Origin of the sequence: Chryseobacterium carnipullorum, from assembly GCF_900142785.1 — a bacterium.
GTDB lineage: Bacteria > Bacteroidota > Bacteroidia > Flavobacteriales > Weeksellaceae > Chryseobacterium > Chryseobacterium carnipullorum.
The window spans coordinates 185,089-202,839 of record NZ_FRCD01000004.1; the positions used below are offsets into that span (position 1 = coordinate 185,089).

Below are 17,751 nucleotides of genomic sequence, written 5' to 3' on the forward strand. Positions count from 1 at the left end.
ATTCCTTTTAAGGCCTCATAGTTCAATGGATAGAATAGAAGTTTCCTAAACTTTAGATCCAGGTTCGATCCCTGGTGAGGTCACAATTGATCTTGGATCATTATTAAAATTTTAAAAAAAATGGTCTCATTATACTACCCTTTCATTTTCAGAGGATTAATTAAATAACTGTCTGTAGCTTAAAGGCGTTTCATCCGTTTTCTTTTTAAACAATTTATTAAAAGACTGTGGATGCTCAAAACCTAAAGCATAAGCCACTTCTGATACCGAAAAATTGGTAGCCGTAAGATATTCTTTAGCCTTTTCAATGAGTTTCTCATGAATGTGCTGCTGTGCATTCTGTCCGGTAAGATTCCGGAGCATATCACTTAGATAATGAGGAGACAGATGAAGTTGAAAAGCCAGAAACTCCACTGTGGGAATACCACTTTTTAAGGTCTGCTCCTGATTAAAATAATCTTCAAGTACAGTATCCATTTTAGACAGCAGATCACTGTTGACCGCTTTTCTTGTGATAAACTGTCTTTTATAAAAACGATTGCTATAGTTCAGCAAAACGTCGATATAAGAAACAATAACATCCTGACTCACCTCATCGATGGCTGTATTCAGTTCATTTTTGATATTGTCCAACAGTCCCGTGATGACCGTTTTCTCGTGATCAGACAAATGCAGCGCTTCATTGGTATCATAGGAAAAGAACCCAAATTTCTTAATATTTTTTGCTAAAGGATAACTCCGTATAAAATCGGGATGTACCAGCAGTGAATATCCGCAGTATTCTGCATCCGCGTCTGTAGAAAGAATCTGCCCCGGAGAGGTAAACATCATTCCACCTTCATTAAAGTCATAATAGCCCTGCCCGTAGCCCATTTTTCCATGCTCAGAAAATTTATAGGAGATCTTATAAAAATTGAGATGAAAACTTCTGTTCAGCAGCTCTTTATTAACAATCATTTTGGTATTATCCACCAGGCTCACCAGAGGATGAAGCGGTTTAGGGAGCTTCAGCAGATTGTGAAGTTCCGATATGGACGAAATTTTCATAGGGGTGGTATCTTTCTTTTCCATACTATAAATGTATTGAATATTTAGATTAAAAGACAGCATCAATAAAATCTACTTATGCTGCCTTTATATTTCAATAGCTTAGATAAACTGTTTTCCAAACTGTTCTCTGAAAAGTTCATCGCCTAACTCAAGACGCTGTGCATACAATGCTCTGGCATCTTCTCCCGCTACATATCTTAATTGCTTTTTACCATCGGTAGCAGCTTCATAGACTACTTCAGCAATCTGTACCGGTTCTGAAGCAGCTTCCATCATTCCTTCCATTTTGGAGAACAAAGAATTGGTCATTTCTTCATAAGCGGGGCTTGTGGCAGCATCTAAGGAACGGCTTACAAAATCTGTTTTAATGCCTCCCGGAGACACTGTTTTAACGTCAATTCCGAATGGGTTCAACTCATAAGCCAGGCTTTCACTCCAGCCTTCCAGTGCCCACTTGGTCGCATGGTAAGTAGAGCCCAAAGGAAATGCAATTAATCCTCCAATGGATGTGGTAGAAATAAACATTCCGCTTTTTCGTTCTCTGAAATACGGGATAAATGCCTTTGTGACCCGAATCACTCCTAAAAGGTTTGTATCCAGCTGTTTTAGGATCTGCTCATCTGCCAAAGCTTCCAAAGGTCCGATAAGACCGTATCCTGCATTATTAAAAACGACATCAATACTCCCTAATTCAAGGGCTTTGCTGACTGTTGATCTGATCTGTTCGAGATTGGTTACATCCAATGGAAGAAGGGTAACGTTATCTAAACCGTTGAGTTCTGTATCTGCTTCCGGGTTTCTCATGGTCGCAATAACTTTCCATCCTCTGCTTTGAAATAATTGGGCAGTCGCTTTTCCTAGTCCTGTTGAAGCGCCTGTTATAAAAATTGTTTTCATTTTGTTCTGTATTAAATTAACAGGACAAAGGTGAGCATTAGAAAAAAAGCTGGAGTTGCCAAATTGGACTATCGTGTAGCCAAAACGGATTTGAATCTATAAATATGTAAATAAAAAAGGCTCAGATCATAACAATCTGAGCCCTTTTCTATAGAAGAGAAGTTAAGGTGAACACTGAGAGCACCACCCTCGTTTCTTATATTATGAGTTAAAATTTATAAACAAATGAATTGATATTCATCCCTGCCCCTACAGAGGCAAATAAAACAACATCCCCTTTTTTTATTTCGTGGGAAGGCAGTTCGCCATCTAAAATCATCGTAAGCAAAGTAGGAATTGTCGCTACACTGCTGTTTCCCAATTTAGAAATGACCATCGGCATAATATTTTCCGGCATTGGAAGATCGTACAGCTGATAAAAGCGTTTTACGATCGCCTCATCCATCTTTTCATTAGCCTGGTGGATAATAATTTTGTCAAGCTGATCAATAGTATATCCGCTCGCATCAATACATTTCTTCATTGCATCGGCTACATTCACCAGCGCAAATTCATAGATCTTACGGCCATCCATCTTGATGTATTTGGTATCAGGACAGCTTTCGTTGTTGTATGACTTTCCAAAAAACAGAAAGTCTTTTTCGTTTAAAGTATAAGAGGCTGATAAATGGGACTGTATTCCACTGTCGTCATCACTGGCTTCCAGAATGGCAGCTCCTGCTCCATCGGCATAGATCATACTGTCTCTGTCGTGGATATCCACAACTCTTGAAAGTGTCTCTGCTCCAATCACAAGACAACGCTTTGCAATACCTGATCTGATGAATGCATTGGCCTGGATCACTCCTTCAATCCATCCGGGACATCCAAACAGAACATCATAGGCCACACAGAAATTATTTTTGATCTTCAACAGATGTTTTACCCTTGAGGCAAGACTTGGAACGCTGTCCGACTGAACAGTTCCGGAGCGTACGTCCCCAAAATTGTGGGCAAATATAATATAATCCAGTGTTTCAGGATCTATTTTAGAATTTTCTATTGCTCTCTGTGCTGCGATCAGTCCCAGATCTGAAGTCACCTGATTTTCAGACGCGTACCTTCTTTCTTCGATGCCGGTAATTTCTTTGAGCTTTCTGGCAATAATATCATTCGGTTCCTTTAATGACTCTCCGTTTTTATTAATAAAATGATGCTGGTCAAAAAATAAATTTGTAATTGTCTCCGGCGGAATATAATTGCCGACTCCTATAATCTTGCTTGTCATTAAAAAAAAATTATAATCTTCTTAAATTCATTTTGTATTTTTTCGTGAATTCAAATATTCTACAATAATAACGATAAAATATCTATTAATCGTATGATAAAATAGAATTGAATATTTATATTGGTATTCAGAGCATACAATAAGCCTTTAACATCTATTGAAACGCGCTCTACCATTGGTTTTCCAGTTCATCCTCAATACCTTTGATTTTTGTCATGGTTTTTCGTAAATTCGCCTGCTTATGGCAGCATATATTCTTGAAAATAAAAGCATCACGACGCTTTCTGTTTATGATCTTTTAAAACACACCTCAGGGAGTGCATTTCTGGAGATCAGAGATTTTCATGAAATTTATCCTACTGCCATTGAAAACAATAATGCGGTTTTCACAAAAAGCTCTCCTTTAAAGGATTTTCCAGATGTTTCGGTAAGCCAGATCGGCAGTTCTATAGTAAGTACCTGCAGCTGCAACAGCGCCAAAGACCAACTTTGTGAGCATCAGACAGAAATTATCCATTGTATTCTGGAAAATAAAAATTTCAGGACTTTTTTTGATCCGTTTCTTCGCAAAAAGCTGTTGATGGCTAAAGCCAAAAGTTATGGCTTAGAAAATGAGCCGGATCTTGACATGTATTTCGAACTCGAATATGCTGACGGTAAAGTTGAAGTACGTTCTAAGATCAAGGAAATGCTACCGATAGATGAGGAAGTTTTAAAACAGCAGCTTCTTCCCCAGCGCTCTTCAGTGATTGAAGAACTGGCGCTACTGGAAACCGGAAAAAGAAAAATACTGGTTATCGGAAGGCACCGGTATTACAGTCACCTGAACTTTTCGCTGATGGAAGCTGATGCCACCCAAGCCGGAAAGATCAAGAATCCGGTCACTCCAGTTGATGCCATGCAGCTGATCTGGAAAGCGGAAGAACCACAGCATATTAAATTCTACACGGCCGTTTCTGCTTTTCAGAATAATTATAATGAAGAATACAATACAGCAGAACTTGAGGCCATGAAGCTGATTGTGCAAAACCCTCTCGGTCTCAAAACATACTACCATGACCGGGAATTATCAGAAACCGTTTCGGCGAAATCTCTTGTCCCCGTAAACCTTGAAATTTTACAGGCTGAAATACGGCTTTCTGTATTTAAAAAAGATCCATTTTACGAAATAACGGGCGAACTTGAATTCAATGATATATCTGTTCCTTTTAAAAATGTGGTCATCAGGAATGAGTACTTTATCTACAGCCGGAATACCTTCAGTTTTGCAGATGATCCTGATATGCTGCGGGTCATTAAATTTTTCAAAGCCAATAACGAAATTCTGCTTGTGCATTCCTCAAAATATGAAGCATTTATGCAGAATATTTTAACTTCACTTGAACATCGTATCCAAATTAATTACAACTATATAGAAACTGCAACTCCAGTACAGCTTGAAGAAGAAACACACAGAAATGAGAGAATCATTTACCTGCGGCAGCAGGGAAATTATATTGCCGTAACTCCGGTTATGAAGTATGGGCAGGCGGAGGTTCCTGTCTATTCCCGAAAGCAGCTTTTGGGTACAGATCACAATGGAAATGTATTTAAAATTGACAGAAGTGATGCTGAGGAAGCGCGTTTTACCTCTCTTATAATGAAGCAGCATCCCGACTTTGAAGCACAGATGGACGGCTATGATTATTTTTATCTTCACAAAGATAAATTTCTGGACGAAGACTGGTTTCTTCACGCTTTTGAAATGTGGAGAAATGAAGGCGTTATCATTCTGGGATTCAATGAACTTAAAAATAATAAACTCAATGGGCACCGGGCTAAGATCAATATACAGATTACCAGCGGCCTCGACTGGTTCAATGCTAAACTGAAGGTGAGTTTCGGACAGAAAGATGCTGCTTTGAAACAGCTTCACCGGGCTATCCGTAACAGGAGTAAATTTGTACAGCTGGACGATGGTACCCTTGGTGTTCTTCCGGAAGAATGGATCGACAGAATGAATGAGTTTTTCCGGATCGGCGAAATTGATGCAGAAGATCTTAAAATTCCGAAGATCAATTTTACTGAAGTCTCCACTTTGTTTGAAAAAGAAATTTTAAGTGAGGAAATGCAGGAAGAGCTTTCTTCCTACTCTGTTCAGTTTTCATCTGTTAAAGATATTCCTCAAATCAATATTCCCACCGGATTAAATGCAGTATTGAGGGATTATCAGCATGACGGACTGAACTGGCTGGACTTTTTAGATGGTTTCAATTTCGGGGGCTGTCTGGCCGATGATATGGGACTTGGAAAAACGCTTCAGGTTATTGCTTTTATTCTATCTCAAAGGGAAAAACGGGGACCTGCGACCAATCTTGTGGTAGTTCCGACTTCCCTTCTCTTCAACTGGCAGGAAGAAATTGCCAAATTTGCGCCTTCTCTAAAGGTGATGACACATTATGGAGCAGACCGGTTGAAGGATTCAGCGCATATGTCTGAGTATGAAATAGTGCTTACCAGCTATGGAATGCTTCTTTCGGATATTCGTTTTCTGAAAAACTTCCGTTTCAATTATGTCTTCCTGGATGAGTCGCAAACAATAAAAAATCCTAATTCGGAAAGGTATAAAGCCGCTAGCCTGTTACAGTCGAGAAACAGGATCGTTCTTACCGGAACTCCTATTGAAAATAATACGTTTGATCTTTACAGCCAGCTTTCTTTTGCGTGTCCCGGGCTTTTGGGGAGCAAACAGTATTTTAAAGACATTTATGCGGTTCCTATTGATAAATTTGAATATGGTAAACGGGCTCAGGAACTCCAGCAGAAAATAAAGCCTTTTATTCTCCGCAGAACCAAGAAACAGGTGGCCAAAGAGCTGCCTGACAAAACAGAGATGGTGATCTACTGCGAAATGGATGGGGAACAACGTAAAATTTATGATGCTTATGAAAAGGAACTCCGTGAATTTATAGCCGCCAATGATGACGATGACCTGAATAAAAACAGTATGCACGTCCTCACGGGTCTTACCCGACTCAGACAGATCTGCAATTCTCCGGTCCTTTTAAAAGAGGGATATTCCAATGAGCATGCCGTGAAAATAGAGATACTGATGGAACAGATTCAAAGTAAAGCTAAAGATCATAAAATCCTGGTCTTCTCGCAATTTGTAGAGATGCTGGACTTACTTAAAGCTGAATTTGAACGTAAAAAGATTCCTTTTGAATACCTTACCGGACAAACCAAAAACAGAGGCAAAACCGTCAAAAATTTTCAGGAAAATGAGGAGGTCCGTGTATTTCTGATCAGTTTAAAAGCCGGCGGTGTGGGGCTCAACCTTACGCAGGCTGACTATATTTATCTTGTAGATCCATGGTGGAATCCTGCTGCCGAAAATCAGGCTATCGACCGAAGCTACCGGATCGGACAAACTAAAAATGTGATTGCTGTCCGGCTGATCTGTTCGAATACTGTGGAAGAAAAGATTTTAAGTCTTCAGAAAAGGAAAAACGAATTGGCTCAAAATCTGCTCCAGACCGACGGAACAGGTATTCAGAAGCTTTCAAAAAATGATTTACTGGGCTTATTGGAATCCAAACCATCATAAAAGTCTATTCCTTTCAAAAAAAGAAAGAAGCCGTCTCATTTTCCTTGAGGCGGTTTTTGTTTATAAACTGTCAATATTATTTTTTTAGGATGATTTTTTTGATTTGGAGTACCTTTTTATGCCACTTTCTTTCTTAAGTTGTGTGCTAAAGCATGTAAACCGAACTCAATTTCTACTTTTTTCAGTGATTTTAGCATAAATCGCTTAAAATGGTGATTGTGTTTGAGGTTGGCAAACACAGGCTCTACATCGTAACATCTTTTTTTACGTTTTTCTATCCCTTCTTCACTTTTCAGTCGCTTTCGTGTGAGTTCTTTATGACGTTCCAGATTGTGATTTCTCTCTATGCTTCGGTTTTCTTTGGATTGATGGCACATGCTTCTTAATGGGCACCCTTGGCAGTTTTTGACCTTGTAATGCGATAAGGTCTGCTCAAAACCGGTCTTGGTAGTTTTGTTGCTTTCGTGGGTTTTTTCCATCCGTTGTCCCATTGGACAAACGTAAAAGTCTTTCTCCTGGTTGTAGTGCAAATGCTCTTTGCTAAAGGTTTTGTTTTTACTCTGATAGTTTTCGTCCTGTTCTTTATCAAACGTATTGTACTTTACAAAAGCCTCTATTTCAAGTTTCTCTAAAAGCTCATAATTCTCTTCACTTCCGTAACCTGCATCGGCGGTAAGGGATTCTATTTCGTAGAATTTTTCCTGGCCTATGTTGTCTTTAAAATTTTCCAGATGGGAAGCTAAAGTATTAGTATCGGCAGGGGTTTGATGAAGCGTATAATTCAGAATAAACTGGTTCTCGGTGGAGATTTGCGTATTGTAAGCAGGCTTGAGCTGTCCGTTCTTCATGTGATCTTCCTTCATCCGCATAAAAGTAGCATCTGTATCGGTTTTGCTGTAAGAGCCACGCTCTGCGAGAATCTCTTCCTGCTGCTGGTATTTATCAAGATTCTTTTCAAAATTATTCCTGATGTAGTTCAGCTTGGCTTTAGCTTTAGCTCCCCCTTTCTTATCAGCGATTTTACTTCCTTTCAGTTTCTGGTTGATGCTTTCTACCGTTTTTTGGATTTTCTCTTTGTTGATTTCTCTGAACTCCGGAGGTTCGGGATCTTTATCTTCATCCGAAGCGATGCTTTGGGCATACTTCCATAACTCTTCCAGCTGCTTTAGCATTTTTTCTTTGTTGGTTTTGATCGATTTCCCCCACACAAAGGTATAGCGCCCTGCCTGCGCTTCAATCTTAGTTCCGTCGGTATAGATTTGCTTTAAAGTTATCAAACCTTCTTCCGCCAACAGCAAAACCACTTGTGTAAAGACATCCTTAAATGCAGTTTGCAGTTTCTGGCTCCGAAAACGGGCAATGGTATTATGATCGGCAATATTCATATTGGAAAGCCACATGAACAAAACATTTTCCCGCATGGCCTTTTCTATCTTACGGGAGGAATAAATATTTTCCATATATGCAAAAACCATCACTTTGAGCATCATCAAGGGATGATAGCTAGGGTTGCCTTCTTTGCGGTATGCATCTAATAAGGTGCTGATGTTGATCTTATCTAAAACTTCATTTACAATCCGTACAGGATGATCCATAGGAATCAGATCGTCAAAAGTATGCGGAAATAAAACCAGCTGATTTTGATTATAATGCTTAAAAGCCATACATATAATTGATTACCAAATAAATATACAAAAAAAACAAATCAAAATATATAAAAATTATTTACTTTTTAAAAAGAAAAAAACCGCCTCAGTTGTGAGACGGCTTCCTAAAAAAAACAAAAATTGATATGGATATGATTAGATAAGTGTTCTTATTTTTTAATGATCTTTTCGGTGGTGATTTTTTGATCTCTGGTGTGAAGCTTAATCAGGTAAGTTCCGGACGCCAGACTTTGCATATTAATAACATCCGACGTTCCTTCTGCAAGTTTTTGTCCTGCCAAATTATAAATCTCATATTTTTCCAATCCAGCCTCCGTCTTCACATATACAGAATCTGATGTAGGATTAGGATATATTCTGGAAGAAGATCTTTTTACCACTTCCGATGTCGCCAGATTTGAAGCTTTTACATTTAAAGTATAATCTTCAACCTGTCCAATGAACCATCCTGAAGGGCATGGACGATTTTCGAGAGTTCCCATCCATGAACTGGATTCATAGGCTTTGACAATTCTGAAGCGGGTCTCTCCAAGCATAGCATCGGCAGGAATTTCAATCGTTCCGGACGTTACTCCGGACTGTCTGCCTGGAATAGGGTCAGAATTATCCAGATAGCCTAAATTAAATACTTCATTCACATCAAAAATATTATTGTGATTAAGATCTATGTAAGCATAAGCAGAAACGGTGGTTTGCCCCTGAGTTCCTCCTGTAATAGTTATCGGATAAGAATTTCCTCTGTTCACATTGAAAACAGTACCTGTAAAATTCTCGATCGCGTCTGAGTTTCCGTCGATAGTACTTTCTCTGGAAATTCCTGCAAACTCTACCTTTGTTATTTCACTGACAGTAAGGGTGGTCACATTTTCAGGTCCACAATAGGGCGACGGAAAAACTACATTATTACCCGTAATATTAACCGTATAATCTTCTGCCTGTCCTGCTCTTAAACCAGTATCACAAGCTGTATTGATAGAATTGGCGGCATTTGGATCAGAATAAGCAGCGGTATTGGTATTTTTGAATACTCTCATTCTGGTGGCACCGGATGCTGCATTGGCAGGAATTGCTATCATTCCGGTAATCGTCATTGCATTGAAAGGATTAGCGGCTCCCAGCCTTCCTATATTGAAACGTTCTCCCGCATCATCAAAATTCCCGTTTTTATTAAAATCAATAAAAACAACAACATCACTTGGAAAAGTACTGGATGGACCTTTTACAGAAATCTGATAACTGTTACCAGCCTGAAGATCTGTAGACATCGACGTGAAATTTTCGTATATCTGGGTGCTTCCGGACTGAGAAGATGATGTATTATTGATCGTTCCTAAACTGACATTAGTGATCATATTGCTGTCGGCTCCATATTGAAATGCCGGATTACAATACTGCCCATTCATCATCATGTAGAATACAACAGCAGATAGAGTAGATAATTTCTTCATTTATTCCTTATTTTCTTGAGACAAATTTATATTTATTTAGAATTAATAAAAATAAGAAACGAATGATATTTGTCACTTTTTGAAGAATAACACAAAAATAAAATAATCAATATGGGATAATACACTGATAATACGTCAATTGAATCCGCGATATCAAAATGAAATTACCTACAGTATTGAGATTGTTATACCGGATGTATAAAAAAAATTATGCTCTGGAAAGCTGATCGAGTTTTTTCAGAAGGTTTGGTATGCGGTACAAACCAGCCATTTGTTCTACTTTATGGAGTATTTCATCAACCTCTGCGCCTTTTGCCGTAAGAAACAGCGGTGTTTTGCTTTCTCCCCTCAAAATACTTCTTCTTTGGGAATCCGGTGATGCAAATTTGTTCTTGGCAATCCCTATTATCGGATATTTCTGATCCAAAGCTTCATATAAATAGCCTCCAAGTCCCATTTTCCCGTCGTTGTCAAGAGTAACATAGCCATCTACTATAATAAGATCTTCTTCTTTTAGTTCGATCTTCTTCAGCAGGCTTAAAATGCAGGGTAATTCCCTTTTATAGAATGTACCACTCTCATAGTCAGAGGTGATGTCTGTTTTTTCAATAAAAATTTCAGATTCTTTTTCGGAACTCCAGTCCTGAAATGCGATACACGCGGTATTCGCATAATCCTCGTAATAATAGGTGTCAAAAGCGTAAATCATCTCTATTTGTCATTAAAAAAATTCTCCGAAATGCCATAAAATTCCGGACGGATCATGGACAAAACATTCCTTTCCCCACTCCATTGTCCTTACAGGGGTCAACCTTACCCCTTTATATTTTTCAGGAAGCTGTAACGTCTGAAGTTCGTTCCAGAAATCATCCGTATCGTCTACTTCCATAAAGATCATCGTATTGTCAATCCAATCTTTAGCATAGTAATCCTGAAGATAAAACCCTGTTTCCTGTCTTCTAAATAATGACAATTTAGGTTCAAGAATAACTTCCTCAAATCCCAGGTCTTTGTAAAAACTTCTGCTTATCTCGAAATTTTCGGCTCCGATAAACGGTCTGATCGATTTTACGTTTTGTTGCATGATTTGATATGTTTCCAGTGATTAAAAGTCATTTCAAACCTGATCTCTTTTCCATGCTTCCCGGTTTCCTCCCAGCCGGATTTTTGATAGAAGATTGCGGCTCTTGTTCCCGGCGCAGTTCCCAGCCACACCTTTTCTGTAGTCTGTTCAAAGTACCAATCCAGCATGATATCATGAAGCTTTCTTCCTATTCCGAGTTTTTCAAAATCAGGATGTAAAAAAAGGGCCCAGATGTTATGTTCTTTAAGGTCTGCAATAGAGAAACCTACCATCCGTGATTCTATTTCGCATACCCACCCTTTTCCTCTTTTAAAAAGGAATTCTTCACAATCTGCATCAGTTACCAGTGCAGGATCAGAAAGTGTATTTTCTTTCACGGAATTTCTGACTACCTGAATTTGCGGAATATCTTCCTTTCTGGCTTCACGGATGATAATGTTCATTGATGTCTTGGATTAGAACCGTATGTTTTTGGTTGTTTTTTTATACAATGGGCTAAAGTCTGTTTATTCTGAATATATAGGTTGGTGAATGCAAAGACGGATTTTATCTCTGAAAAAAAATCAAGTAAAAAAAACAATCAATTGATTTTAAAATCATTATGACTTATTATTTAAAGTAATTTTCTCTACACCTTTGCATTAACCAACACCATACATTATTTCTTGTCTACCACAATTCTCTCTGCTCTGTTGGCAATTTCCCATGCCGTCGCAAAAACAAGCTGTGTCCTTTTCTCTAATAACGGATAATCTATTTTCTCAGGATCATCTGTCGGCTTGTGGTAATCTTCATGGATCCCATCGAAGAAAAAGGCTACCGGAACATTATTTTTCGCAAAATTATAATGATCTGAACGGTAATACAGCTGCTCGGGATCTGCAGGATCATCATATTTGTAGTTTAATTCCAGATTGTTCGTTTTCTTATTGGCTGCCTCATTGATGACTTTAAGCTGTGAGCTCAACATTTCGGAACCGATGACATAAACGTACTGCTTTCCTCTGTTTTCGGCATCATCACGGCCAATCATGTCAATATTCAGATCAACCACGGTGTTCGCAAGTGGAAATACAGGATTACTGGTATAGTATTCGGAACCAAACAGGCCATGTTCTTCTCCTGTTACATGAAGGAATAAAATTGATCTTTTCGGTCCTTTTCCTGCCTTTTTAGCTTCCTGAAAAGCTTTTGCGATCTGCATAACCGCCACAGTTCCACTTCCATCATCATCAGCTCCATTGTACACTACTCCATTTTTGGTTCCCACATGATCGTAATGGGCAGAAACTACTACTATTTCTTCAGGTTTTTCGCTTCCTTCGATAAAAGCCAGTATATTTTCAGAATCAGGAAGGTTTCCACCCCCTCTTTTTTTCATAAATTCAGCGGGAACCTTCTGGTAATAGGATCCTAATGCCTTTGGTGGAGTAATTCCCAGGCTTTTATAATAATTAATCATATACTCACCCGCTCTCTTCTGTCCCGGGCTTCCTGTATCTCTTCCTTCCATATCATCAGCAGCAATGACATATAAGTTTTTCTTTAACTCATCTGCCTTAATCGTCTTATAGGCAGACAGAAAAGCTTTGTCAGCTTTTGCTACGGATGATGACTGGGCTGAAGCTCCTTCGGAAGTTTTCGCTGTTCCGCAACTGACCAGTACAGTCAGGCCCAACAACGGGATCAGTATTTTTTTCATATGATAATAATTTGCTTAAAAATAACAAATTTTATTGAATTCGACATGCAATATTACACTGGCTCATTGCAATTGATGGTTTTTCAAAGCCTAGTCTGAAAATAAAAAAATCCTAACTCTATCCAGTCAGGATTATAAAATTGTAGACTTTTAAATAATCAGGTTAAATTATACTGTTTTGATTTCAAGTTGTCTCAAAGATTTTGTTCAGCGTTTTTCAAAATTTTTATCAGTTCTTTCATTTCATCTTTACTAAATTCATTTAAACTCTGATTATATGGAGCGGAAGGTATTTTTATATAATTGATCCAGCTTTTTTGCTTTTCACTGTAAATACCTCCAAATTCAATATTACTCATTGTCAGAAATTTATATTTTGTTTCCTGATCCAATTTAGTTTCATTTTCCTTTTGTTCTAAAGTTTGAAGAGATTGGATTAATTTGGATAATTCGGACTTTTCGATGGTTAATGTTTTTTTTGAAACCGTATCAAAGGTTTCGTATTCATACATTATTCCAAGAACACTTTCTGCAGAACTATCGGACATATCCTTTGTTACGATTTTTTGAATATTCAAATTTTTGAATTTAGCCAGATCAAAAATTCGCTTTTCAATGAGTGTTCCTCTTCTTGAATTGATTTTCAAGCCATTGGTTGTGGTTAACGGATTTTTAATTATTGGAGGGGAAGTCTGTGCATTTATTAAGGTGCAAAAACCGAAAGAAAATAAAAGAATGTTTTTTTTCATTTGTATGATCGTTTGTATAGCATTTAAATCATTGGTAAAGATAAAAAATTTCAATATTTAACAAAGTAAAAACGTATTGAAATCAGGATTCGTTAAACGAAATAATATATTTTCAGATAATAATTTAACGAATGTCTAATTTTATTATATTTGATATAATTGCAAAATAGATGGAAAAAATTTACGGATTTACACATTATTCCTTTTTCACGGAAATGTCTGAACTTGCCACAAAACATCATAGCTTCGATCTTTCGCTGGGACTTCCCGATTTTGATATTGACAGGCGTCTTACTTCATTTTTAAAAGAAGCTGCAGATCATCCATGTCATCAATATGAACCACTTGCAGGAAATCCTTTGCTGATCAAAAATATCATGGGATACAATGCCAAAAGAGTTAATGGTATAAAGCTCCAGGAAAATGAAGTCACCATTATTCCATGTGCAACTTTTGCTTTATATACGGCCCTTAAATCTATTTTAAATCAAGGAGATGAAGTTATTATTATTCAACCTTCCTACTACACTTATGGGCCTTCTGTTGTTTTAAATGGGGGCACTCCTGTATATTATGACCTTGAACATGATTTCACCATCAACTGGGAAAAGTTTCAAAATTGTATCTCTGAAAAAACAAAAGCCGTTATCGTCAATTCACCCCAAAATCCTACCGGAACGATTCTTACGCGAAGTGACTGGCAACAGCTGTATGAATTGATACAACATCAGGAAATTTATCTGATTTCTGAGGAGATCTATGATACGTATTGCTATGACGGACTTGAACATTACAGTTCTTTTCTACATCCTGAACTGAAAAACAGAACTTTCTGTATTTTCTCTTTTGGAAAAATGTTCCATACATCCGGCTGGAAAGTCAGCTATCTTCTTGCTTCAGAAACTCTGACTGCAAAATTCAGATGTCATCAGCAGTATATTTCTTACAGTGCGAATGCACCTGCCCAATATGCTCTGGCCAGATATCTGGAAGTTTTTGATCCCTTTGAAAACAGGGATATCATGGAGCGGAAAAGAGATCTATTTAATGAAATGATTGCCTTCACGCCACTGGAAGCAACAAAAAAAGCAGAAGGAAGTGTATTTCAAATCGTTAATTTCAGAAATGTTTCTAAAACAATGACCGATGTAGAGTTTTCAAAATGGCTTACAGTAGAGAAAAAAACGGCTTGCCTTCCCCTTTCTGCATTCTATAACTCCCGGCAAAATTCTGATTATATCCGTTTCAGCTTTGCTAAAAAAGATGATCTGATCATCCATGCTCTTGAACATCTGCAAAAAAATCTGTAGGCGTGAAAAACAATCTATTCATCCTACAAATTTTAAAGATAATCCCTATTAATTCTAATTTATTAAACCGAAAAAAGTTGATATTTATAAAAAAGCACCGCCTGAGGCGGTGCTTTGAATATCTTACAAACTGATTTGGTTTTAAAGAGTCAGGACTCTTACATCAATTCTTCTGTTTTTTGCTTTACACTCATCGGTATCATTGGCTTCACACACCGGATGCTGCGAGCCGTAGCCTTCGGCTTCTACCCGGTCTGATGAAATTCCTAATTCAAGAAGTTTCAGTTTGGCGGTCTGAGCTCTTAGGTTTGATAATTTCTGATTGCTTTCTTCATTACCGGTATTATCGGTATAACCACCTAATTTTATTTTTAAATCAGGATACGCATTTAAAATTTCGGCAAGATTATTCAGCTGTAATTCAGAACCTGCTTTCAGATCACTTGATCCTGTCTGAAAATAAAGGTTTTCCAGCGTATACCAGTTATTCGGATCAATTATGCTTTTATCTTTTTGATTCACCGCATTGTACAATTGGAACAATCTGCTTCCTTCACCCAATGTGATGGTTTTTCCTCCTTTCAGTTTTATTTCCTGAATAGCCCCGGTCTCATAGACAAAATCTCCGTTTTCATTGAGCTGTCCTTTAATCTCTTTTGTAGAAACGGGAGTTGCCTGAACTCCTGCATACGCTTTAGATGAACTGGCATTATAAGCTTTTGTGAGGCTTTCCAGTTTAGCCTTTCTATTGGCTTCAATTTTATCTTTATGGATCACTGCCAATGTGGGTGCAATGACTAATGAAACAATAGACATTAGTTTGATCAAAATATTCATTGACGGTCCTGAAGTATCTTTAAACGGATCTCCCACTGTATCTCCCGTTACGGAAGCTTTATGAGGCTCAGACCCTTTGTAATACGTCTGACCATTGATGTCAACGCCTTTTTCAAATGACTTTTTAGCATTATCCCAGGCACCTCCGGCATTATTCTGAAACATTCCCATCAGAACGCCACATACGGTTGCTCCTGCCAGAAATCCTCCCAAAACTTCAGGTCCAAAAATAAAACCGACTAAAATTGGGGAAATAATGGTGATCGCTCCGGGAAGCATCATTTTTCTGATGGAAGCATCGGTGGATATGGCAACGCACTTTTCATATTCAGGCTGTGCTTTTCCTTCCAAGATCCCCGGAATTTCGCGGAACTGCCTTCTTACTTCTTCTACCATCGCCATCGCTGCCTGTCCTACTGCTGTAATGGCCAGTGACGAGAATATGAATGGAATCATTCCGCCTACAAACAATCCTGCCAGAACATCTGCTCTGTAAATATCAATACCGTCAATCCCTGCAATGCCTACAAAAGCAGCAAATAAAGCCAATGCTGTCAACGCAGCAGAAGCGATGGCAAATCCTTTTCCACTGGCTGCTGTAGTATTTCCAACGGCATCCAGGATATCTGTTTTTTCACGGACTTCTTTTGGAAGCTCACTCATTTCAGCAATTCCTCCGGCATTATCTGCAATAGGTCCGAAAGCATCAATCGCGAGCTGCATGGCAGTGGTAGCCATCATTCCGGCTGCGGCAATGGCCACTCCGTAAAGTCCGGCACATAAATAAGATCCATAGATACCCCCTGCTAATACGAGGATCGGAAGCAATGTAGATTCCATCCCTACTGCAAGACCCCCGATAATATTCGTTGCATGTCCTGTAGAAGACTGTCTTACAATGCTGGAAACAGGTCTTTTACCCATGGCTGTATAATATTCCGTGATGATGCTCATCAAGGTTCCTACCACCAATCCTACCATTATCGCTCCGAAAACTCCCATTTTAGTAAATTCATGTCCTCTGAGTGTCATTTTCTCCGGAAGAAGATAGTTGACCAGGAAATATGAAGATATGGCTGTAATCACGATACTTCCCCAGTTCCCCAGATTCAGGGCGTTCTGTACGCTGGAAGTAGATGAGCCTTCATTATCATTAATTCTTACAAATAAAGTTCCTATCATAGAGAAAATAATCCCTGTCCCGGCGATAAGCATCGGAAGGAGAATAGGAGCAAATCCTCCGAAAGAATCATCAGACATCGTTTCTCTGCCCAAAACCATTGTGGCCAACACCGTGGCAACATATGAACCAAACAAATCGGCTCCCATACCTGCCACATCTCCTACATTATCTCCTACGTTATCGGCAATTGTAGCAGGGTTTCTCGGATCATCTTCAGGAATTCCTGCTTCCACTTTTCCAACCAGGTCAGCGCCAACATCGGCCGCTTTGGTATAGATCCCTCCACCTACTCTTGCAAAAAGGGCAATGGATTCGGCACCCAAAGAGAACCCGGTGAGAATTTCAATCGTTTTTTCCATTTCATGGGAATCTACTGTAGCGTCGGGAGCAAAGATCTGTTTAATGATCAGAAAGAGAGATCCCAAACCAAGAACGGCCAGTCCGGCAACCCCCATTCCCATCACGGAACCTCCGGTAAAGGAAACTTTCAAAGCCCTGGACAATGAAGTTCTTGCAGCTTCTGCGGTTCTCACATTGGCTTTTGTCGCGATTTTCATTCCTATAAAACCTGCCAGAGCTGAAAATACGGCTCCCACGGCAAAAGCAAGACCAATACTCCAGTGAGAATTGGAATTGCTGGATCCCATCACTGCAAGCAGGATAGACACTACGACCACGAAATAGGTTAAAATCTTGTACTCAGCCTTCAGAAAGGCCATGGCACCGTCAGCGATATGTCCGCTGATTATTTTCATTTTCTCATTTCCGGCATTCTGCTTACTTACCCAGTTACTCTGCAGGAAAGTATATACTAAGGCGATGACGCCAAAAACCGGAATTAAATAGAACAAATCCATAGTTTATTATTTTTATATTAATAAATAGTAATTAGTTTTATAAATATAATAAAAATTCCATGGTTTTATTAAGCCTTGTGTTATAATATCTTTTTTCGTAAATTTAAAGAACAC

Annotated in this window: 13 protein-coding genes and 1 tRNA gene; 3 read left to right on the forward strand and 11 right to left on the reverse strand. The window is 38.6% G+C overall.

From position 1 onward, the window contains the following. Positions 1–11 precede the first annotated feature (11 nt). Positions 12–83: transfer RNA gene (locus tag BUC06_RS06260), tRNA-Arg, on the forward strand. A 73-nt stretch (positions 84–156) separates the two neighbouring features. Here BUC06_RS06260 and BUC06_RS06265 read toward each other — a convergent pair. From BUC06_RS06265 to BUC06_RS06275, 3 genes are all read right to left on the reverse strand, one after another. Next, complete coding sequence (locus BUC06_RS06265) at positions 157–1,071, reverse strand: helix-turn-helix domain-containing protein (RefSeq protein ID WP_073331260.1); 915 nt, start codon at positions 1,069–1,071, stop codon at positions 157–159. Between the two features lie 78 nt (positions 1,072–1,149). Further along, the gene (locus BUC06_RS06270; RefSeq protein WP_073331262.1) at positions 1,150–1,947 is read right to left on the reverse strand and encodes an SDR family oxidoreductase; all 798 of its coding nucleotides are present in this window, start codon (positions 1,945–1,947) and stop codon (positions 1,150–1,152) included. A 208-nt stretch (positions 1,948–2,155) separates the two neighbouring features. Beyond that, positions 2,156–3,214: a 3-oxoacyl-ACP synthase III family protein gene (locus BUC06_RS06275; protein ID WP_073331265.1), complete on the reverse strand. Its 1,059-nt coding sequence runs from the start codon at positions 3,212–3,214 to the stop codon at positions 2,156–2,158. Between the two features lie 241 nt (positions 3,215–3,455). On the opposite strand from BUC06_RS06275, the gene BUC06_RS06280 reads away from it, so the two are divergent. Further along, positions 3,456–6,800 carry a DEAD/DEAH box helicase gene (locus BUC06_RS06280; protein ID WP_073331269.1) on the forward strand — a complete coding sequence of 1,115 codons (3,345 nt, stop codon included), beginning with the start codon at positions 3,456–3,458 and terminating at the stop codon, positions 6,798–6,800. A 116-nt stretch (positions 6,801–6,916) separates the two neighbouring features. Here BUC06_RS06280 and BUC06_RS06285 read toward each other — a convergent pair whose 3' ends face one another. From BUC06_RS06285 to BUC06_RS06315, 7 genes are all read right to left on the reverse strand, one after another. Then, complete coding sequence (locus tag BUC06_RS06285; protein ID WP_073331272.1) at positions 6,917–8,464, reverse strand: IS1182 family transposase; 1,548 nt, start codon at positions 8,462–8,464, stop codon at positions 6,917–6,919. Positions 8,465–8,616: 152 nt separating this feature from the next. Next, positions 8,617–9,915, reverse strand: a complete 1,299-nt coding sequence (locus BUC06_RS06290; protein ID WP_073331275.1) for a T9SS type A sorting domain-containing protein — start codon at positions 9,913–9,915, stop codon at positions 8,617–8,619. Between the two features lie 208 nt (positions 9,916–10,123). Next, positions 10,124–10,624 carry an endonuclease V gene (locus tag BUC06_RS06295; RefSeq protein ID WP_073331278.1) on the reverse strand — a complete coding sequence of 167 codons (501 nt, stop codon included), beginning with the start codon at positions 10,622–10,624 and terminating at the stop codon, positions 10,124–10,126. 12 nt (positions 10,625–10,636) lie between these two features. Next, positions 10,637–10,999: a VOC family protein gene (locus tag BUC06_RS06300; protein WP_073331281.1), complete on the reverse strand. Its 363-nt coding sequence runs from the start codon at positions 10,997–10,999 to the stop codon at positions 10,637–10,639. After that, positions 10,984–11,442 carry a GNAT family N-acetyltransferase gene (locus BUC06_RS06305; RefSeq protein ID WP_073331284.1) on the reverse strand — a complete coding sequence of 153 codons (459 nt, stop codon included), beginning with the start codon at positions 11,440–11,442 and terminating at the stop codon, positions 10,984–10,986. The genes BUC06_RS06300 and BUC06_RS06305 overlap by 16 nt, the downstream gene beginning before the upstream one ends. A gap of 215 nt (positions 11,443–11,657) precedes the next feature. Next, positions 11,658–12,701 (reverse strand): M28 family metallopeptidase, encoded by a 1,044-nt coding sequence (locus BUC06_RS06310; RefSeq protein ID WP_073331287.1) that lies wholly within the window; start codon positions 12,699–12,701, stop codon positions 11,658–11,660. A gap of 194 nt (positions 12,702–12,895) precedes the next feature. Then, positions 12,896–13,450 (reverse strand): hypothetical protein, encoded by a 555-nt coding sequence (locus tag BUC06_RS06315; protein WP_073331290.1) that lies wholly within the window; start codon positions 13,448–13,450, stop codon positions 12,896–12,898. Positions 13,451–13,620: 170 nt separating this feature from the next. Here BUC06_RS06315 and BUC06_RS06320 point away from each other — a divergent pair, with 170 nt between their 5' ends. Next, positions 13,621–14,760, forward strand: coding sequence for an aminotransferase class I/II-fold pyridoxal phosphate-dependent enzyme (locus BUC06_RS06320; RefSeq protein WP_073331293.1), 1,140 nt, complete (start codon positions 13,621–13,623; stop codon positions 14,758–14,760). A 141-nt stretch (positions 14,761–14,901) separates the two neighbouring features. Here the strand turns inward: BUC06_RS06320 and BUC06_RS06325 are convergent, their stop codons facing one another. Next, complete coding sequence (locus tag BUC06_RS06325) at positions 14,902–17,637, reverse strand: sodium-translocating pyrophosphatase (RefSeq protein ID WP_073331296.1); 2,736 nt, start codon at positions 17,635–17,637, stop codon at positions 14,902–14,904. Positions 17,638–17,751: the final 114 nt, after the last annotated feature.